This window comes from Pseudahrensia aquimaris, from assembly GCF_042676045.1.
Classification (GTDB): Bacteria; Pseudomonadota; Alphaproteobacteria; order Rhizobiales; family Rhizobiaceae; genus Pseudahrensia; species Pseudahrensia aquimaris.
In genome coordinates this window covers 190562-209338 of sequence record NZ_JBHTJV010000003.1, presented here as the reverse complement: position 1 = coordinate 209338, position 18777 = coordinate 190562, and the positions used below count along the sequence as shown (strand labels likewise).

Sequence of the window (18777 nt, the reverse complement as noted above, 5' to 3'; positions counted from 1 at the left end):
GATGCGATTGCAATGAGCGTTTAAATAAGGATCACGCGCTTGGTTTCAAGGCCGAAACAGAGGGGTGAGCTGCATCAAATCGGCTTGACCAATCGACAAGTTCGGGATTTTCCGCCTCCCACTCGCCAGGGAAGCGCAACGCCAGATAGCCGAGCGTTGCAGACAGCGCGATTGAACGAATGTCGGCATCTTCGCCAGTCGGTGGCAGTTCCGTGGCCGCTTCGCGCAGGCCGGCTTTGGCCTTGGTCCATTGGCGATCGAGCCACGGCTGATGCCAATTCTCTTCCGGCCGCATGCGTTTTTCGTATTGATAGGCAACGGCGCAGTCGCAGATGCCATCGCAAAGCGCCTCGTAGCGGGCAACGCGCATTGCAGCTTCGCTCTTCTCATCGGGATAAAGCGCCGTGTCGAAACGGTTGTGCAGATAGCGGGTTATCGGGCGGCTGTCGAACAGGCCAGTGCCATCATCCAGCACGAGGCAAGGTATCTTCCCCAGCGGGTTGGCGGCGAGCAATTCGGGCGGTTGCGCGCCGGCATCGACGGCAACAGCTTCAAGCGGAATGCCGGCAAACTGTGCTGCCATCCGCACTTTATTGGCGAACGGGGACGCGGAAGCGGTCAGCAATTTCATGGGTTTTTCCTAGTAGTTCAAAACGCGGCAAGAGCCGTCATAAACCCGCCAAGGGTCAAGGCCATTGATGCAAAATTCGACGTTGAAACCGGTGCCGGCAAAGCCTTGTCCGCCCTCAATGAGATACAGCATTGTTGGGTGCTTGCCGTTGCTCAACAGGGCATGTGCGCGGCAATAACGGCGGGGAATGGCAGTGTGGTCGCTGTCGTGAACCTGCCTCTCGCGGGTGTGTTCCAGCCCGTCGAGAACGAAGCCACGGTGCCAAGTGTTGTCCTCGGCCCAATTGAACTTTTCTACGATTTGCTTCAGCACTTTGGGATCATCGCAATGGGGAAAAGACTGCAAATGCGGCTGGATATGAGGCTCCACCAGACCCGCACGCGCTGGTGTAAGCGCGATGACGGCCATAGCCAGAGCCAAAAGACAAAATGAAATCAAACGCATGTATTCTTCCCCAAGAAGGTTTGTGCGGACCACGCGGCTACGATAGTCGTGTCCATAGTGCAACCTAAAGCAGGGCGCTGTGTGATAAAAGCCCAGATGTCGATTATCGTTTAGACAAATCCTGTATCCGAAAGCCTGCCCCTTTATCCTGCGCCAGAATCTTGGCGAGCCATGGCAACAGCGCGTTCATTTCAGCCTTTAGCGTGTAGGGCGGATTGGCGATGACCATACCGCAACCGTTCAACATGCCGGGTTTGCGTGGCTCGCGGATGTAAAGTTCGATGTTCAGAAGGTCGGGAAATTCCAGCGCCCGCAGCGTGCCCAGCCATTCGTCGGTATGTTCGCGGCGTTTCACCGGATACCAAAGCGCGACAGTGCCGCCAGCAAAGCGTTTGCGTGCCTTTTGCAGCGTGTCGATCATCTGGTCGAAATCATTTCCGACCTCAAACGGTGGGTCGACCAGCACCATCCCGCGCCCTTCCTTGGGTGGCAGATGGGCACCTGCGGCCAGCCAGCCGTCAAGGTTCAATACGCGGGTCTGGTAGTCGCCCTTAAATCTTTGAGACAGGGCGGCAAAGTCTTCCTCATGCAATTCATAAAGCGTCAAGCGGTCCTGTTTGCGCATCAAATGGCGAACGATCTGCGGCGAACCGGGGTAGAAACCCTCCGGCTCCGTTTCAACGGCAGCAAGCCAAGGAACAATGATTTCGCGCACTTGAGCGGGCATTTCACGGGCTTCCCGCACCCGTTTCACGCCTTCTTTCCATTCGCCTGTCTTCTGAGCCTGCTCGGAAGTAAGATCGTATGTGCCAATGCCTGCATGGGTGTCAAAGATGCGAAAGGCTTTATCCTTACGCTGTAAATAGGTGACGAGCCGCGTCAAAACGATGTGCTTAACCACGTCGGCAAAATTGCCTGCATGATAGGCGTGGCGGTAATTCATGGTTTGAGCTTTCTCGATTGACCTGCGGCTGTGCTAGCAGGCAGCGCAAAATGGAGCTACAGCTAAGTGATGAACGCGCACACCAAAACCACGATGGCAGCCTCGGCTTGTCCCCATGATTGCCCTTCCGTCTGTGCACTGGAGGTCGAAGTCGTCGGTAACACGATTGGCCGCGTGCGCGGCGCTAAATCCAACACATACACCGACGGCGTGATTTGCGCGAAAGTTGCGCGCTACGCCGAACGGCTGAACCATCCCGACAGGTTGCTTGAGCCGCGCATTTGCAAGGGCGCCAAGGGTTCTGGCGAATGGGGCAGCATTTCGTGGGAGGCGGCGTTGGACCTTATCGCGGAGAAGTTTCTCGCGGCTGAAGCCAAATTCGGGGCTGAGACGGTCTGGCCTTACTTCTATGCCGGTACGATGGGGCTTGTGCAGCGCGATTCGATCCAACGCCTGCGCCACGCCAAGGGCTATTCCGGCCAATTCGACACGATTTGCGTCAACAATGCATGGACAGGCTTTTCCGCTGCCACAGGCAAACTGATGGGGCCAGACCCGCGCGAAATGGCAAAGGCCGATTGCGTGGTGATTTGGGGCACGAATGCGGTCGCTACCCAGATCAACGTCATGACCCACGCCGTCAAAGCGCGCAAAGAGCGCGGTGCGAAGATCGTCGTGATCGACATTTATGAAAACGACACGGTCAAACAGGCTGACCTGGGACTGGTTCTCAAACCGGGCACGGATGCGGCTTTGGCCTGCGCGGTCATGCATGTGCTGTTCCGCGATGGCATGGCTGATCGCGAATATATGAGCCGGTACAGCGACTTGCCGGAAGAATTTGAAGCACATTTGCAAAGCCGCACCCCCGAGTGGGCCGCTGACATTACGGGGCTTTCAGTTGAAGAAATCGAAGCCTTCGCTCACTTGGTAGGCATCACAAAGAAAAGCTACTTCCGCCTCGGCTACGGCTTCACCCGCACCCGCAACGGTGCGGTCGCCATGCACGCGGCTACCTGCATCCCTACGGTTACGGGCGCTTGGCAGGTGGAAGGCGGCGGGGCGATGCATTCCAACGCTGACATTTACGGCATGGATAGCTCCTTCATCAAAGGCACGATCAGCCCAGGTATTCGGTCATTGGATCAATCAAAGATCGGGCGCATTTTAACGGGCGATCAACATGCGCTGGGAAATGGCCCGCCGGTGACGGCCATGCTGATCCAAAACACCAATCCAATGAATGTTTGCCCGGAACAGGCGCTGGTCAAACAGGGTTTTGCCCGCGAAGACCTGTTTGTAGTCGTTCACGAGCAATTCATGACCGAAACCGCGCAGGTGGCAGATTTGGTTTTGCCAGCGACGATGTTTGTTGAACACGACGACATTTACCGCGGCGGTGGCCATCAGCATATCTTGCTGGGGCCGAAGCTTGTTGATGCGCCGGAACACTGCCGAGAAAACCTGTTCGTCATCGAAGAACTCGCCAAACGCTTGGGCGTTGCGCATCAACCGGGTTTCGGCCTTTCGTCAAACGAACTTATTGACGATCTGCTGCGCCGTTCCAACCGTGGCACGCTGGAAGACATTCGCCGCGACAAGTGGATTGATTGCCAACCGGGTTTCGACACCAGTCATTACATCAATGGCTTTGGCCATGCGGACGGCAAATTCCATTTCAAAGCCGACTGGCAAAACGTGCCATGGGGCAGGCCGCCCAAAGATGTGGGCTTGCAAGGCGCAGTGGAAACAATGCCAACTTTCCCGGATCAATGGGATGTGCTGGAGGAGGCCGATAGCGCCCATCCGTACCGGCTTGCCACATCACCAGCGCGGTCATTCTTGAACTCGTCGTTTTCCGAGACGCCATCATCACGGAAGAAAGAGGGTGTGCCTAAGGTCATGATGCACCCAAATGCCGCCAACCGCGAGGGCATCGCAGAAGGCGAAAGAGTGCGGCTTAGCAACGAACGCGGTGCGGTCATACTCCATGCAGTTTTATTCGATGGACTGAAAGAAAACGTCCTCATTGCCGAGGGTTTGCACAAAAACGCCGATCACGAGGGTGGGGCAGGGATCAACACGCTGACTGGCGCAGACGCGACCGCTCCCCACGGTGGTGCAGCATTTCACGACGTTCATGTGAGAATAGAACGGCTTTAAGCGTCTTGCTCCGGTTCTGCATCCGGGATTTGAAGTCCAATTAGAACATCGTCTATCACCACGTCGACATCTTGGACGGACGAGTCTCCGCTCCAACGGATCTTCTTGTTGGCGATCAGGGCCAGTGCGCGCGGATAGATATCATGTTCCATCTCCAATACGCGCTGTGAAAGCGTTTCTGCCGTATCGTCCGGCAAAACCGGCACAGCGGCTTGGAGCACAATGGGTCCGTCATCCAGTTCGGCATTGACGAAATGAACCGTGCAGCCATGAACCCGGACGCCGCGTTCCAGAGCCCGCTCATGCGTGTCCACGCCGCGAAACGCTGGCAACAGGCTTGGATGAATGTTCAAAATTTTGCCGCGCCAGCTCTTGATAAAACTTTCGGTCAAAATCCGCATATATCCGGCAAGGCAAACCAGTTCTGTGCCTGCCTGTTCCATCGCTGCGCTCATTGCGGCTTCGTGGTCTTCGCGGCTATCGAAGTCTTTGTGGTCGATGACGGCGTAGGGCAGATCGTGCTCCATGGCCAAATCGATCCCAGCCACATTGGGTCGGTTGGAAATGACCAAAACAATTTCGGCGGGGAAGTCCGGATCCATTGTTGCGCGGGCCAATGCACCCATATTTGTGCCGCGCCCGGAGATTAGTACCGCGACTTTCAATTTCGCCAAAGCGCTAACCCCAGACCGTGTTGTTGAGAAAATCGACCGATTTTTCGTTGCTTGCCGTCAACTGGCCGATGCGCCAGACTTTCTCATCCATGCCTTTTAGCGCCTTTATCACCGCCGCTTCGTCATCTTGCGAAACAACAAGCACCATTCCGACACCACAATTAAACGTGCGCAGCATTTCAAACCCGTCGATGCCACCAACATCTTTCAGCCAGCCAAACACGGGCTGTGGAACCCAAGAACCAAGATCAATTTCCGCCCCCACACCCTCGGGCAAAACGCGGGGGAGGTTTTCGGGCAAACCGCCACCAGTGATGTGTGCCAGCGCCTTGATTGCCCCGGTCTGCTTTTGGGTGTTCAAAACTGATTTCACATAAATCCGCGTGGGTTCAAGCAATTCATCACCAAGCGCAGCATGACCATCGAAAGGCGCTGTGGCATTCCAATCCAACCCGCTGCGCTCCACGACCCGGCGCACGAGCGAATAGCCGTTGGAATGAACACCGTCTGAGCCGAGCGCCAGCAAGACATCGCCAGCTTGCAAGTCTTTGCGCGGCAGCAATTCGTCTCGCTCCACGGCACCAACCGAAAAACCGCCCAGATCGTAGTCGCCATCAGCATACATGCCGGGCATTTCTGCCGTCTCGCCGCCAATCAATGCGCAACCGGCCATTGAGCAGCCACGCGCAATTCCTGCAATCACTTGTTCCGCGACCCCATTGTCCAGCTTTCCTGTCGCGAAATAGTCGAGAAAGAACAGCGGCTCCGCCCCTTGGACGATAAGGTCGTTCACACACATGGCGACCAGATCAATGCCGATCGTATTGTGGCGACCTGTGTCGATAGCGATCTTCAGCTTTGTTCCCACGCCATCATTGGCAGCGATCAAAAGCGGGTCTTTGTAGCCTGTGGCTTTAAGATCAAAAACGCCACCAAAACCACCGATTTCGCCATCCGCACCGGAGCGCATTGTGGCAGCGATCAAGGGCTTGATTGCACCAACGAGCGCATTGCCAGCGTCGATGTCTACGCCAGCATCGGCATAGGACAGGGGCTTTTTGTTGTGATCTTTTTGTTCGGTCATCGGCTTTCCATAAAACAAGCGATGGGCGGCGTCTTGGCTTGGCACGCAACGAACCGTGGAAAACCGCCGCGGGTCAGCGGAATTATCGTATATCGATGCGGTGGGCCAGCGTGTCGCCGTCGCTGACGGTTACTTGGGTAAAGCCAATCAGCTTGCACAAATCCAGAAAATTCAGGTTTTCCGGCTCCGGCATATTGGCAAAAAGCGGCGTCGCACGCGCGTCAGCCGTGAGCGAGGCCATCAGCGCGCGCAGACGGAACAGCGTATTGTAATCAGACGAGCCAGTGCCGACGATAATCAGCTTTTGCGCATCTGCACCTTTGGCAAAGATGTGATAACGCGGCGCATATCCGCGCTTCTGCTGCGTTTTGTTGATACCAACGGTGAAGCCAACCCGTGAGCGCTTTGAAGCTGACGGCCCTTGCGCCATAGATGCGGTGTAGGTTTCCCGGCTGGTCGGCTCAGGATAGTAATAGCCCGCATGGCTGTCGCTGGCGCGGGCCGCACCGCTGGCCATTGTGAGCGCAAAAAGCAGTGAGAGAAAGCTGAGAGACCGCATGGATTGTTCCTTCAACAGGTGCTGGTTGGCGCTGAATATTAGCCTTTCTTGCAATGTTGTTCGGTGTCAATCGCTGTCACGTAAGCATGTTTTGGCTTCAAACTGACACTTTCGCTTGCAAACGCCTTATTGGGCCTTCATTTTTGCCCGCGACATAACGGCATCGGACGTGACCGCCTGTGACCATCGCTAACATCATCACCTTTGCACGACTTGGGCTCGTTCCCATGATCGTTTGGGCCATGATCGCCGATAATATGCTGCTTGCCTTCGTGCTGTTTCTGATTGCTGGGGTGTCCGATGCGGTTGATGGCTTCATTGCGCGCAATTTCAACCAGCAAAGCGAACTGGGCACGATCCTTGATCCGCTGGCCGATAAAATGATGCTGGTATCGGTGTTTATTGTTTTGGGCTATCTTGGTCACATTCCGCTATGGCTTACAATTTTGGTCGTCAGCCGCGATGTTTTGATCGTCTTCGGCATCGTGGTTTGCTTCATGCTCAACCGGCCCGTGACCATCGCGCCGATCTGGATTTCAAAGGCCAACACAACGGTGCAAATCGTGCTTGCGTGTTTCGAACTGGGCTTGCTGGCATTCGCATTGTCTCTTCCTGTCGCTGCTGCCGTCTTGGTTTGGATCACCGGCGCTTTGACGGTTGGCTCCGCAGCCGCCTATACAGTGCAAGGCGTCCAGCATCTTGCGGGCGCTGCGGCCCCGATGAGTGCGGACGAGTTCGACTCCCGCGCTTCACGCCGTGAACCCGGCGAATAGGAAATTAGCGAACTCATGGCCATCAGCGAACAAGACAAGCCGTTGTTGACCCCAGGGATGCGTCGACAATTGATTTTCTGGCTGCTGTCGGCGGTCATCTTCCTGCTGATGCTGGTGCTGCTGCGCTCCATTCTGCTGCCGTTTATCGCTGGTATGGCGCTTGCCTATTTTCTTGATCCGGTAGCAGACAAGCTGGAAACATGGGGCGCATCGCGGCTTTTGGCGACGTCGATCATTCTGCTTCTGTTCATCATCCTTTTCGTGCTCGCATTTTTGCTGATTATTCCAAGCTTGTCGCAGCAGTTTGCAGGCTTTGTTGAGCGCATGCCGGGCTATGTTGCGCAGTTGCAAGCTCTTCTCGTTGAAAGCGAACTTCTGAAGCGGATTATTGGTGAGGGCGGTTCAACAATCCGCGACAACCTTGATTCCATTGTTGGCAAGGGCACCCAGTGGGCATCCACAGTGCTTGCGTCCATTTGGTCGTCGGGTAAAGCGATCATTGATGTGGTCTCGCTGCTGGTTATCACGCCGATTGTTGCCTTTTACCTGCTGCTCGATTGGGACCGTATGATCGCCCGCGTAGACAGTTGGTTACCGCGCGATCATAAGCAAACCATCCGCCAGTTGGCCCGCGATATGAACGGCGCAATTGCCGGTTTCGTGCGCGGGCAGGGGTCGGTTTGTCTTATCTTGGGAACATTCTACGCTTTGGCGCTCACTGTCGTAGGGCTTAACTTTGGCTTGCTGATCGGCATGTTTGTCGGCCTCATCAGTTTCATTCCCTTCGTCGGTTCCATTATCGGATTGGTGCTGTCTGTTGGCGTAGCGTTGGTTCAGTTCTGGCCAGAATGGCCAATGGTGCTCATCGTGATTGGCGTGTTTGCAGTTGGACAGTTTGTTGAAGGCAATTTCCTTCAGCCTCGTTTGGTCGGCAAAAGTGTCGGCCTGCACCCAGTCTGGCTGATGTTTGCCCTCTCCGCCTTTGGCGCCCTGTTTGGCTTTACCGGCCTGTTGGTCGCGGTGCCTGTTGCGGCAGCACTGGGCGTGCTCGTGCGGTTCGCGCTTCAGACATATCTGGAAAGCCCCCTCTACAAAGGTCACAACGGCGAGAGCGACACCAAGCCTTCTAAAAAGGCGGCTGAGTAGAGCTGTGGCGAGCCGCACCCGCCCCGAGCAATTGCCCTTGCACTTGCCGCTGCAGGCAGCGCAGGCGCGTGAAGACTTGATTGTCGGACCGTCCAATACCCATGCGGTGGAGTTTCTTGATTCCTGGCCGCAATGGCCCACACGCATAGCCATTCTCGCCGGGCCAACGGGTTCCGGCAAAAGCCATCTCGCCCAGATTTGGGCCAGCCGCAGCGAAGCACGGTTTCTCGACCCATCGCTCGACAGCCCCGATGACCCATCAATTGGCAGCGTGGTGGTGGAGGATATTGCCCAAGGCAATTTTGCCGAGAGTTGGTTGTTTCACCTCATCAACACCTTGCGGGCAAATGGTGGCGATCTTCTGCTTACCAGCCGCCGATGGCCTTCCGATTGGGGCATCGTGTTGCCTGATCTTCAGTCGCGCATGAAGACCGCACACTTAATGGAAATTTCCGAGCCCGATGACATGTTGCTAGCTGGTGTTTTGACGAAACTGTTTGCCGACCGTCAGGTTGAAGTCGATCCAAGCGTAATTGAATATCTCGTCACCCGTATGGAACGCTCGCTCGCCAGCGCACAGGAAATGGTGGAACGGCTCGATGTTTTGTCTTTGGCGGAAAAACGCGCCGTCACCCGCCCGCTTGTTGCAGAAGCGCTCAGACAAATGGGTCTGCAGGGCAGCGCGTTTGCCATAAGCGAAGAATAATTCGCCGGCGGCAACGCTCCGGCAGTAAATCTGACGTAATCTAACTTCACACAAGTCATAGTCTTGCCAATGTGAGGCTGACGCAACACAATCGACACGCGCGCCAACGCCGCGTACAACCTTAGCTGCAACCAAGGCCAATATGGACCGCACCGATCAAGAAAATCTCTCACCTAATGAGAGCTCCGTTAGCGATGTAATGACGGAGAAGGCGTCTGCAGAATTTGATCTGCTGACGAGCCCCGAGCGTTTCATCAATCGTGAATACTCTTGGCTGCAGTTTAACCGCCGGGTTTTGAGCGAGGCAGCCAATGATGCCCACCCGCTGCTGGAGCGTCTCAAATTCCTTTCTATCTCGGCGGACAATCTCAACGAATTTTTGATGGTGCGCGTAGCAGGCCTGGAAGCGCAGGTGCGTGAGCACGTAACCACGCTTTCCGACAATGGCCGCACTCCATCAGAACAATTGCAGGGCGCGACGGCAGAGATTGGCGAATTGCAGGCCGAGCAGGCTCGGGTCTGGATAGAGCTGAAAGAACTGCTCGGCCAGAACAACATTTTCGTTTTGAAACACGATGAGCTGAAAAAGAGCGAGCGCAAAGCTGCTGAACAGAGCTTTCTGGAATCGGTCTTTCCCGTGCTCACACCACTTTGCATTGACCCCGCACACCCATTTCCGTTCATCCCCAATCTTGGCTTGTCGGTCGTCTTGCAACTTGACCGAAAGAGCGATGGAAAACCCATGACCGCGCTCATTCGTTTGCCCCAAAGCCTGCCGCGTTTTGTGCGCCTTCCGAGCGAAAGCGGGCTGCGATTTATCGCCAATGAAGAGTTGATTTCCCTATTCATCGACCGGCTTTTCCCCGGATACACAATCCGCGAGCGCGGGATGTTTCGCGTTGTTCGCGATAGCGATATCGAGGTTCAGGAAGAGGCTGAAGATCTCGTGCGACTGTTCGAGACGGCTCTGAAAGAGCGTCGCCGTGGCTCGGTCATCCGCATGGAGTTTACTGACGACACACCGGAAACCCTGCGCGACTTCGTGATGAAAGAAACACACGTTGCCGAGCCCGCGATTTGCATTTTGAAAGCCATGCTTTCGATGGATGATCTGTCCGAGATTGTCTCCGCTGGTCCCGACGAATTGCGCTTTGAGCCATACAACCCCCGTTATCCTGAACGTATCCGCGAACATAACGGCGATTGCTTTGCCGCCATTCGCCAAAAGGACTTCATCGTCCACCATCCTTACGAAAGTTTTGACGTTGTTGTTTCTTTCCTGCATCAGGCGGCATCTGACCCCGAAGTCCTAGCGATCAAGCAAACGCTTTATCGCACGTCGAATGACAGCCCCATCGTCTCCGCGCTGATTGAGGCGGCAGAAGCGGGCAAATCTGTCACCGCTTTGGTCGAACTGAAAGCCCGTTTCGATGAAGAGGCCAACATCCGTTGGGCACGGGATCTGGAACGTGCTGGCGTGCAGGTCGTCTATGGGTTCATAGAGTTGAAGACCCACGCGAAACTCTCGCTAGTCGTTCGTCGTGAGCGCGGCAAGATGCGCAACTACGTTCATATCGGCACGGGCAATTATCATCCCAACAACGCGCGTGTTTACACCGATCTATCCTATTTCACCGACGACAGCGCAATCGCGCTCGACGTGGCTTGTGTGTTCAATTTCATCACCGGATACGCGCAGCCAAAAGACCTATCAAAACTGCTCATGTCGCCCACTACATTGCGGCCAAAACTCACCGAGTTAATCCACAAAGAGCGAGAACATGCGCGGGCAGGGCGTCCAGCCCAAATCTGGATGAAGATGAACTCCCTTGTCGACGCCAAGATGATCGACGAGCTTTACGCTGCCAGCAACGACGGCGTTCAAATTGACCTCGTAGTGCGCGGCATCTGCTGTCTGCGCCCGCAAGTTGAGGGTCTCTCTGAAAACATTCGCGTTAAATCCATCATCGGACGCTTTCTCGAACATGGCCGCATCTACTGCTTCGGTAACGGCTATGGCCTGCCGTCGAAGAAGGCGATCGTCTACGCTGGTTCCGCTGATCTGATGCCTCGTAACCTGGATCGCAGGGTTGAAGTACTTGTGCCGTTGCAAAACCCGACAGTGCATCAGCAGGTGCTTGACCAGATCATGCTGGGCAACCTGATGGACAATCAGCAAAGCTGGGAAATTCTGGAAAACGGCACCGCAAGGCGCATCACTGTGGACGATGGGTTGAAGCCGTTTTGCGCGCAACAGTGGTTTATGACCAATACGAGCCTCTCAGGCCGTGGAAAATCCCTGAAAAAAGATGCGCCAAAGGTTATTCGTGAACTCAAAGCCTTTAAGGATGGCGGCAGAAGGGGCTAAGTTGTCCCAGCATCGGCATCACGATCAGGACTTCGATCATCGCACGCACGCTAAAATCCATCCTGAGAGCGCAGGGCCGCCTTCGTAAGCTCGTACCGACCGCGATTATTGACATCGGCTCGAACTCTGTGCGTCTGGTGGTGTTTGAGGGACTGTCGCGCTCGCCCACACCGCTTTTCAACGAGAAAATCCTGTGTGGCCTCGGCGCCCATATTGCTACGACCAACCGGCTGGACGATGTTGCCGTTGAGCGGGCCCTTTCCGCTTTGCGCAGATTTCGGTTGTTGGCTGCACAAGCTGGCGCGGACTCGATCCATACTTTAGCAACCGCAGCCGCCCGGGAAGCCGAAAACGGCCCTGATTTTATTGATCAGGCTGAGGCGATCCTTGGGCATGAAATTCATGTTCTGACCGGCGAGGAAGAAGCGCATTACGCAGCTCTCGGTGTTGTGTGCGGTTTCGAGCGGCCAAAAGGCATTTCCGCCGATATGGGCGGCGGCTCGGTGGAACTGGTTCCCGTAGACCGCAAGCCGCTAGGCGAAGGAATATCCTTGCCTTTTGGAGGCTTACGGCTCCAAGAAACATCGGGTGAAAGCGTCGCCAAAGCTCGTGCTTTGGTCAAAAAGTCCATCGCAAAACACCCCATGCTGTTGGAAGCCAAAGGCGGCACGTTTTACGCCATCGGTGGCACGTGGCGAGCGATGGCCCGGTTCCATCAAGCCCGTTACAAATATCCGCTTTCGGTTATGCACCACTACGAATTGACGGCTGAGCAAGCTCGTCACACCTGCAAGCGCCTGATGGCGCAAGATGCAGAGAAAGCACGGGGCATGAAGGCGGTCTCCTCCAGCCGCCGCGCACTGTTACCCTATGGCGCCGCGCTTCTTTACGAAATCATGAAAGTGATGCAACCGGAGCGCATCGTCATTTCTGGCGTTGGCGTTCGCGAGGGCTATCTTTATTCGCTGTTGCCCGAAAACGTACAGAAGGCCGATCCGCTTATCACGGCTGCTGAAGAAATGGCCGTATTGCGTGCTCGTTCACCGATACACGCCCGTGAATTGTCAAAATGGACTGGCGAGGCGTTTTCGGCTTTGGGCGTGGACGAAAGCCGCACAGAAAAACGTTATCGCAAGGCTGCCTGTCTGCTGGCGGATGTAACTTGGCGCTCTCACCCCGACTACAGGGGTGGGCAGGCGCTGAACATCCTGTCGAACGCTAATTTCGTCGGCATAGATCATCCCGGTCGCGCCTATATCGCGCTCTCCACATATTATCGCCACGAGGGATTGATGGCCGATGATGCGGCACCATCGATCTTGAGCGTCGCTACGCCGCGCATCGCGGAACGGGCAAGGCTGCTGGGCGCACTGTTCCGGGTGGCGTATCTGCTGTCGGCTGCGATGCCTGAAATGTTGCCAAGAATACGCTTCGAACGATTGGATGAGGGAGAAGTCGTGCTCAGCGTCCCGCAAGAGCTGGCAGATATTTATGGTGAAAGGCTGCAACGGCGCATCGATGGGCTGGCGGGGATCTGTGAGCGGGAAATCGGCTGGCAAGTTGGTTAAAGGGGCGGCGGGCTCTCCCAGCGGAGGCGCACTGAAGCAATGAAGGGGTCGGTCGGTATTGTCCCACCGATGGAGCAGGGGGACGTATGATCGACTTCATCTTATACGGCATCTTCTCGTTCGATTTCTTTCGCGAGACCACGCTTTCCAATCAACCTTGGCTGGAACTCGCCCGCACGCCGTTTGCGCTGAACCTGGGTATTCTAGGGGCGTTGCTCGTGCCGTTTCTCCTGCAATCGCAGGTGCGGCGCGGTTTGATCCAACTCAGCATTGGCTGCTTGGTGGTCATGACTGGGCTGATTTTCACAGGCGGTGTGCTGGCGGCTTGCTGCGCGGTGTTTGGCTTTGCGCGTTGGACAAGTGTCTGGGTAAGGCGACGCGGTGCTATTGGCTTGCCGCATAGTCTCTCTTGGGTCTTTGTGATTGGCCTGTATTTCCCTTTCTACTTCATTACCTACAAACCGTTCGACGGCTTCATGACATGGGGCGAACTCACGCTGTTTTGGGGGCTGGCCTTTCTGGTATTCAAAGCCATCCACTATCTCCACATGGTTTGCAAAAGCCGCGTCGACCCGTTCGAGCAGGACGCTTTTACCCGCTTTCTGCTTTACATGATCCACTTTCCCTCATTCTGGTTTGGCCCCTATCAGCGCTTCGATCAGTTCGATGGCGAGGTTGATACTTGCAAGCAGCGGATAAACCGCGCCAATCGTATCGCAGGTGCAAAGCGCATCGCGCTGGGCTGCGCGAAGCTGTTTTTCGTTTTCCACGTCTTCAACCTCTTGCACTTCTACAAACTCGACTTCTATGGCCCTTTTGCCGACGAATTCTTTGCCAATGTCGATGAAGTGCCCATCTGGCGTGTCTGGCTGATGGTAGCCTATTTCGGGCTTCGAATTGCTGTCTTCATCTCAGCAATAAGCGATGGCGTCATCGGCATGAACCGGATGATGGGGATACGTGTGCCGGAAAATTCCAATTATCCGTTACTTGCCCGCGACATGCAGGAGTTCTGGCAGCGCTGGCATGTGCAGGCCGGTGTGTTCCTGCGAGAAGAAGTGTTCTTTCCCATTGGCGGGATGCGCCACAGAGTGCGAGCGTTCATTGCCGTCTTCGCGTTCAGTGGATTTTGGCATTTTCCATCGGTGTCAGCCGTGGTGGTGTTCACCGCGCTGCAATTGGTGATGATGGAACTGGCCGTGCGGTGGGCGAGATTTTGGAAAACCCACGCCCGAAAAGACGACTGGGTCCACGCGGCAGGATTGCGCTACCGCTTGCACGATACGTGGCTTTCAGGCGGGGTCGGGATAGTCCTTCATTGGTTCGTGAACATGATTTCAGTGGTGTTAATTCACGACCATTTCTTCGGGGGAACGACCGTATTCCCCCGCATGTTTGGCTTTTAGACTTGCACCATCAAATCCAGCGCCTGTACGCAAGCACCTGACGCGCCTTTGCCAAGATTATCGAGCGAGGCAACAAGGTTGATCTGATTGTCATGGCCAAACACGTGAATGTCCATTGTATCGGTTCCAGCCAATTGGGTTGGATCAAGGCGGGGCAGGGCATCGCTTTCTGCAAGCGCTGCGACGCGCACATGCTGGCTGCCGTTATAGTGGCTCACCAAAGCCGCATGAACCGCCTCGCGGGATGAAGCCTTCAGCGCTGCCATGTGCAACGGCACTTGCACTAACATGCCCTGCGGGAAGCGACCAACCGAGGGTTGAAATAGGGGCGCATGCTCCAGCAGCCCATATTTCTGCGTCTCTGGCACATGCTTGTGCGCAAGCCTGGTGGCATAGAGGAAATAGGGCGCGTCTATAGCATCCTCTCCATTGCTTTCCATCTGCGCGATCAAGCCCTTGCCGCCGCCTGTATAGCCAGAAACACCGAAGATGGTCACCAACGCATCTTTGGGCAAAAGCCCAGCCTGTGTGAGGGGGCGGATAAGCGCGATGGCGCCCGTTGAATAGCAACCGGGATTGGCAACATACTGGGCTTGGGCGATCTTCTCGCCGTGTCCCGGCTCTAGCTCTTTGAAGCCAAAAACCCAGTTCGGGTTTGTGCGGTGCGCGGTGGAGGCATCGATGAAGCGCGTTCCTGCACCTTCCGCCATTGCAACGCTCTCACGTGCCGCATCGTCTGGCAGGCATAGAATGGCAAAATCGGCCTCCCGCAAAAGCGCCTTGCGCACATCTTTGTCGTGGCGGTCGGCATGGGGAATTGAGAGCAGGTCGATATCGCTCCTCCCGGTTAGCCGTTCTAGTATTTGCAAGCCTGTTGTGCCGTGCTCGCCATCTACGAAAATCTTTGGGGCCATTTTGAGTATCCTTTCAGCAGTTTACATCAACCGCCGGAATCATTTTTTTAAGTTCTCGAATCCATGTTCAAATCCGCTGCTCTAGGCAGCGGATTTGAATCGTCGTTCCCAGAACAGACCCAACATATACATGGCAACCGTTGCCCCCGCATGGGCCGTTATCCCTGCATGATCGAAAGGTGGAGAAACTTCCACCACATCGGAGCCGACAATCTCCAGATTCTTCAAATGCCGCAAGATCAGCAGCGCTTGGGCTGTCGAAAGGCCACCGCAAACGGGTGTGCCCGTGCCGGGAGCAAAAGCGGGGTCTAGGCAATCAATGTCGAAAGTCAGATAAACATTCGTGCCGCCCGTGCGGTCGTAAATGCGCTTGGCAATGCCCGCTGACCCCATTTCGTGCGCTTCCAGAGCATCAATAATTTCGATACCGTAATCTTGGTGCGCAATCGTGCGGATGCCGATCTGAATGCTCTTGGCAGGGTCAATAATGCCGTCTTTCACAGCCCGCGTGATCATCGTGCCGTGGTCCACGCGCCCGCCATCGTCGTCCCAAGTGTCTTGATGAGCATCAAACTGCACGAGAGCCAGAGGCCCATGCTTGGCGGCATGGGCTTTCAGCAAGGGGTAGGTGACGAAGTGATCTCCGCCGATGGACAGCAGATAGGGTGCGTTGTCGGCGTTGAGGATGGCGCTGGCTTGCTCCTCAATCAGCGCCGGAACCTTCTCGTTATAACCGTAGTCAAATGCGCAATCGCCGTAATCAACCACCGCCATATCGTCGAACAGCCGCGAGTTGAAGGGATACTGCGGGTCATTATCCATCCCGCAAGACGCCTCCCGGACCGCCCGCGGCCCAAAGCGTGTTCCGGGCCGGTTGGAGACTGCCGCATCGAACGGAATGCCCCAAACGACTGCGTCGGCCTCACTCACGTCTTTCGTATAGCGACGGCGCATGAAGGACAGCGCGCCGGCATAAGTCGAATCTTTGGCCTGCTGGTTCAAACTTTTGGCAGTGAAGGCGTTATCCATCTGGAAATCTCATTAGTTAAAACAAAAAAGGCGGACCGTAAGGCCCGCCTTTGTAACACCCGAAGGTGAATTTGGCTGCAAGCCTTAGCGCTTGGAGAACTGGAAGGAACGGCGAGCTTTTGCACGGCCGTATTTCTTGCGTTCCACAACGCGCGAGTCGCGTGTGAGAAAGCCACCGGCTTTCAAAGTCGGGCGAAGCTCCGGCTCGAAATAGGTGAGGGCTTTCGAAATGCCGTGGCGCAGCGCGCCGGCCTGGCCGGAAAGACCGCCGCCGGAAACGGATGCGTGAATGTCGAACTGCGTGTCGCGACCAGTAGCGATCAGCGGCTGGCGCACAACCATCTGAAGCACCGGACGGGCGAAGTACTCAGCAAAATCACGTGACTTGGAGGCTTTCTTGCCTTCCTTCGCGTTCTTCTTCTGAACATCGCGCTTCTTCGTTGCGCCTTCGATGATGATGCGGCCCGTGCCAGGCTTCAGCCAAACGCGAGCGATCGCGTCTTTACGCTTGCCGGTGGCATAGGCGCGGCCAAGTTCATCAACTTTACGCTCATAAACAGGCGCATCGGGTGCAGGCTGAGCAGGAGCGTCAGTCGTGGCATCCGCAGCAGGAGCGGCATTGCCAGCGTCTTTCATCGCGCTGCCCAGGTCTTCAAGGGAATTGATTTCAGCCATGGTTATTGGGCCTTCTTGTTCTTGGGGCTAGCGGAAGCAAAGTCGATTGCAACCGGCTGCTGAGCCTCATGCTTGTGCTCGGCACCGGCATAGACATACAGATTTTTCATCTGGCGGCGCGAAAGCGGACCACCGGGCATCATGCGCTCGACAGCTTTTTGCATGACGCGCTCTGGGAAACGGCCCTCGAGCAGAGCCTTGGCCGTGCGCTCTTTGATGCCGCCGGGATAGCCGGTGTGCCAGTAATATTTTTTCTGGGTGTATTTGTTGCCCGTGAAGGCAACCTTGCCGGCATTGATGATGATGACGCTGTCACCATCGTCCACGTGCGGCGTAAAGGTTGGCTTGTGCTTGCCGCGCAAGCGGTTCGCCACAAAGGAAGCGAGACGACCGGGAACAACGCCTTCAGCGTCGATCACAATCCACTTTTTCTCAACTTCCGCAGGCTTTTGCGAAAAGGTTTTCATGAGGTTCTATCCGTCTGCGAATGGTTCTGTTTCATCAGGCACAGCGCCCAACAAAATCAAACCCCGCTGGTGAGCAGGGCTGTTGCGATGCTGTTTAGCACGCTTGATTGCAGCGTCAAGTGTCGAATTTGCGCAACGCATGGAAAAAATTAACAAAAACAGCGCCTTAAAAATAGGGTATCAGATTACCATATTTTATTTGGCGATATTGTATTTGACAAACCCAGATCAAACGGGGTATAAATAGGCATCAAATCAGGAACGATTGTTATGTCTATTCTCTCCCGCCCATACTTCCACGATGAAGCAGCAGCCTTCGCACATGTTGAAGCTACGCTTTGGCCTAACGGACCGACTTGCCCGCATTGTGGCGGCACAGATCGCATCAAGCAGTTGGATGGATTGCGCACGAAGGCTTCTAAGAAAAACCCCGAAGGCGTAGAGCGCTTTGGCGTGAAGAAATGCTACGATTGCCGTGGCCAATTCACCGTGCGCAAAGGCACGATTTTTGAAGAAAGCCACCTGCCAATGCACAAGTGGCTGCAGGCAATCTACCTTATGTGTTCCTCTAAAAAGGGTATTTCCAGCAATCAGATGGCTCGCACTTTGGAAGTGCAGGTCAAAACGGCTTGGTTCCTCACTCACCGCATTCGTGAAGCCATGCGCTCCGGTGACTTTCTGCCCGATATGGGCGGCAACGGCGGTATTGTTGAAATTGACGAAACATATGTTGGCAAGAAAGACGTTTTTCGTGGCAAAGACGTGAAGTTTCCAGGCGGCGGTCACAAGATGGCGGTTCTGACGCTCGTTAGCCGCACAGGCGAGGCCCGTAGCTTCCACGTCGATCATGTTGACCAGAAAACGATCTTGCCGATCATTCGCGCAAATCTTGACCAAGAAGCACGCGTGGTCACTGACGAAGCTGGCGTTTATCACAACGTAGATCGCGAGTTCCTTCACGCACACGTCAACCACAGCCAAAAGCAGTGGGGCCGTGGCGAAATTCACACCAATACGGTTGAAGGCTATTACAGCATTTTCAAGCGCGGCATGAAGGGCGTTTATCAGCACTGCAAGGAAAAGCACTTGCACCGTTATCTGGCGGAATATGACTTTCGCTATAACAATCGCGTTGCTTTGGGAGTAAACGACATTGAACGCGCTGACGTTGCGCTGATGGGTGTTGTTGGCAAGCGACTGACGTATCAAAGAGCTAATTAACGCGCG

At 55.3% G+C, this 18777-nt stretch carries 18 protein-coding genes; 8 read left to right on the top strand and 10 right to left on the bottom strand.

Features of this window, described 5'->3' with window-relative positions:
• Positions 1-31: 31 nt before the first annotated feature.
• The 3 genes from ACFQ14_RS04515 to ACFQ14_RS04505 form a co-directional block, all read right to left on the bottom strand.
• On the bottom strand, positions 32-631 hold the full coding sequence (locus ACFQ14_RS04515; protein WP_377211509.1) for a glutathione S-transferase family protein: 600 nt from the start codon (positions 629-631) through the stop codon (positions 32-34).
• 9 nt (positions 632-640) lie between these two features.
• The gene (locus tag ACFQ14_RS04510; RefSeq protein WP_377211508.1) at positions 641-1075 is read right to left on the bottom strand and encodes a hypothetical protein; all 435 of its coding nucleotides are present in this window, start codon (positions 1073-1075) and stop codon (positions 641-643) included.
• A 103-nt stretch (positions 1076-1178) separates the two neighbouring features.
• Entirely contained in the window at positions 1179-2018 is an 840-nt protein-coding gene (locus ACFQ14_RS04505; RefSeq protein ID WP_377211507.1) for a 23S rRNA (adenine(2030)-N(6))-methyltransferase RlmJ, read from the bottom strand.
• A 69-nt stretch (positions 2019-2087) separates the two neighbouring features.
• On the opposite strand from ACFQ14_RS04505, the gene ACFQ14_RS04500 reads away from it, so the two are divergent.
• Complete coding sequence (locus ACFQ14_RS04500) at positions 2088-4181, top strand: molybdopterin-dependent oxidoreductase (RefSeq protein ID WP_377211506.1); 2094 nt, start codon at positions 2088-2090, stop codon at positions 4179-4181.
• Here the strand turns inward: ACFQ14_RS04500 and purN are convergent.
• The 3 genes from purN to ACFQ14_RS04485 all read right to left on the bottom strand — a co-directional run bounded on the left by purN (position 4178) and on the right by ACFQ14_RS04485 (position 6498).
• On the bottom strand, positions 4178-4855 hold the full coding sequence (gene purN / locus ACFQ14_RS04495; RefSeq protein ID WP_377211505.1) for a phosphoribosylglycinamide formyltransferase: 678 nt from the start codon (positions 4853-4855) through the stop codon (positions 4178-4180). The genes ACFQ14_RS04500 and purN overlap by 4 nt on opposite strands.
• Before the next feature lie 4 nt (positions 4856-4859).
• Complete coding sequence (gene purM, locus ACFQ14_RS04490) at positions 4860-5939, bottom strand: phosphoribosylformylglycinamidine cyclo-ligase (RefSeq protein WP_377211504.1); 1080 nt, start codon at positions 5937-5939, stop codon at positions 4860-4862.
• 82 nt (positions 5940-6021) lie between these two features.
• Positions 6022-6498 carry a hypothetical protein gene (locus ACFQ14_RS04485; RefSeq protein ID WP_377211503.1) on the bottom strand — a complete coding sequence of 159 codons (477 nt, stop codon included), beginning with the start codon at positions 6496-6498 and terminating at the stop codon, positions 6022-6024.
• Between the two features lie 179 nt (positions 6499-6677).
• Between ACFQ14_RS04485 and ACFQ14_RS04480 the strand changes: the two genes are divergently transcribed.
• The 6 genes from ACFQ14_RS04480 to ACFQ14_RS04455 all read left to right on the top strand — a co-directional run bounded on the left by ACFQ14_RS04480 (position 6678) and on the right by ACFQ14_RS04455 (position 14465).
• Complete coding sequence (locus ACFQ14_RS04480) at positions 6678-7271, top strand: CDP-alcohol phosphatidyltransferase family protein (RefSeq protein ID WP_377211502.1); 594 nt, start codon at positions 6678-6680, stop codon at positions 7269-7271.
• 15 nt (positions 7272-7286) lie between these two features.
• Complete coding sequence (locus ACFQ14_RS04475; RefSeq protein WP_377211501.1) at positions 7287-8417, top strand: AI-2E family transporter; 1131 nt, start codon at positions 7287-7289, stop codon at positions 8415-8417.
• A gap of 4 nt (positions 8418-8421) precedes the next feature.
• Positions 8422-9123, top strand: coding sequence for an HdaA/DnaA family protein (locus ACFQ14_RS04470; protein WP_377211500.1), 702 nt, complete (start codon positions 8422-8424; stop codon positions 9121-9123).
• Between the two features lie 199 nt (positions 9124-9322).
• Positions 9323-11491, top strand: coding sequence for an RNA degradosome polyphosphate kinase (locus ACFQ14_RS04465; RefSeq protein ID WP_377211499.1), 2169 nt, complete (start codon positions 9323-9325; stop codon positions 11489-11491).
• Positions 11492-11529: 38 nt separating this feature from the next.
• The gene (gene ppx / locus ACFQ14_RS04460; protein ID WP_449301296.1) at positions 11530-13059 is read left to right on the top strand and encodes an exopolyphosphatase; all 1530 of its coding nucleotides are present in this window, start codon (positions 11530-11532) and stop codon (positions 13057-13059) included.
• A gap of 86 nt (positions 13060-13145) precedes the next feature.
• Positions 13146-14465: an MBOAT family O-acyltransferase gene (locus tag ACFQ14_RS04455; protein WP_377211498.1), complete on the top strand. Its 1320-nt coding sequence runs from the start codon at positions 13146-13148 to the stop codon at positions 14463-14465.
• On the opposite strand, the gene argC is transcribed toward ACFQ14_RS04455, so the two are convergent.
• The 4 genes from argC to rplM all read right to left on the bottom strand — a co-directional run bounded on the left by argC (position 14462) and on the right by rplM (position 17550).
• Complete coding sequence (gene argC, locus ACFQ14_RS04450; RefSeq protein ID WP_377211497.1) at positions 14462-15379, bottom strand: N-acetyl-gamma-glutamyl-phosphate reductase; 918 nt, start codon at positions 15377-15379, stop codon at positions 14462-14464. The genes ACFQ14_RS04455 and argC overlap by 4 nt on opposite strands.
• A gap of 81 nt (positions 15380-15460) precedes the next feature.
• Complete coding sequence (gene speB / locus ACFQ14_RS04445; protein ID WP_377211496.1) at positions 15461-16408, bottom strand: agmatinase; 948 nt, start codon at positions 16406-16408, stop codon at positions 15461-15463.
• A gap of 84 nt (positions 16409-16492) precedes the next feature.
• On the bottom strand, positions 16493-17083 hold the full coding sequence (gene rpsI / locus ACFQ14_RS04440) for a 30S ribosomal protein S9 (protein ID WP_377211495.1): 591 nt from the start codon (positions 17081-17083) through the stop codon (positions 16493-16495).
• A gap of 2 nt (positions 17084-17085) precedes the next feature.
• Positions 17086-17550 carry a 50S ribosomal protein L13 gene (gene rplM / locus ACFQ14_RS04435; RefSeq protein WP_377211494.1) on the bottom strand — a complete coding sequence of 155 codons (465 nt, stop codon included), beginning with the start codon at positions 17548-17550 and terminating at the stop codon, positions 17086-17088.
• Positions 17551-17820: 270 nt separating this feature from the next.
• Between rplM and ACFQ14_RS04430 the strand changes: the two genes are divergently transcribed.
• Positions 17821-18771: an IS1595 family transposase gene (locus tag ACFQ14_RS04430; protein ID WP_377211493.1), complete on the top strand. Its 951-nt coding sequence runs from the start codon at positions 17821-17823 to the stop codon at positions 18769-18771.
• The last annotated feature ends 6 nt before the right edge of the window (positions 18772-18777 follow it).

Coding starts and splice junctions, on each gene's coding strand:
- ACFQ14_RS04515 (WP_377211509.1), bottom strand. CDS start 631: ATGAAATTGCTGACCGCTTCCGCGTCCCCGTTCGCCAATAAAGTGCGG.
- ACFQ14_RS04510 (WP_377211508.1), bottom strand. CDS start 1,075: ATGCGTTTGATTTCATTTTGTCTTTTGGCTCTGGCTATGGCCGTCATC.
- ACFQ14_RS04505 (WP_377211507.1), bottom strand. CDS start 2,018: ATGAATTACCGCCACGCCTATCATGCAGGCAATTTTGCCGACGTGGTT.
- ACFQ14_RS04500 (WP_377211506.1), top strand. CDS start 2,088: ATGAACGCGCACACCAAAACCACGATGGCAGCCTCGGCTTGTCCCCAT.
- purM (WP_377211504.1), bottom strand. CDS start 5,939: ATGACCGAACAAAAAGATCACAACAAAAAGCCCCTGTCCTATGCCGAT.
- ACFQ14_RS04485 (WP_377211503.1), bottom strand. CDS start 6,498: ATGCGGTCTCTCAGCTTTCTCTCACTGCTTTTTGCGCTCACAATGGCC.
- ACFQ14_RS04475 (WP_377211501.1), top strand. CDS start 7,287: ATGGCCATCAGCGAACAAGACAAGCCGTTGTTGACCCCAGGGATGCGT.
- ACFQ14_RS04465 (WP_377211499.1), top strand. CDS start 9,323: ATGACGGAGAAGGCGTCTGCAGAATTTGATCTGCTGACGAGCCCCGAG.
- ACFQ14_RS04455 (WP_377211498.1), top strand. CDS start 13,146: ATGATCGACTTCATCTTATACGGCATCTTCTCGTTCGATTTCTTTCGC.
- argC (WP_377211497.1), bottom strand. CDS start 15,379: ATGGCCCCAAAGATTTTCGTAGATGGCGAGCACGGCACAACAGGCTTG.
- speB (WP_377211496.1), bottom strand. CDS start 16,408: ATGGATAACGCCTTCACTGCCAAAAGTTTGAACCAGCAGGCCAAAGAT.
- rpsI (WP_377211495.1), bottom strand. CDS start 17,083: ATGGCTGAAATCAATTCCCTTGAAGACCTGGGCAGCGCGATGAAAGAC.
- rplM (WP_377211494.1), bottom strand. CDS start 17,550: ATGAAAACCTTTTCGCAAAAGCCTGCGGAAGTTGAGAAAAAGTGGATT.
- ACFQ14_RS04430 (WP_377211493.1), top strand. CDS start 17,821: ATGTCTATTCTCTCCCGCCCATACTTCCACGATGAAGCAGCAGCCTTC.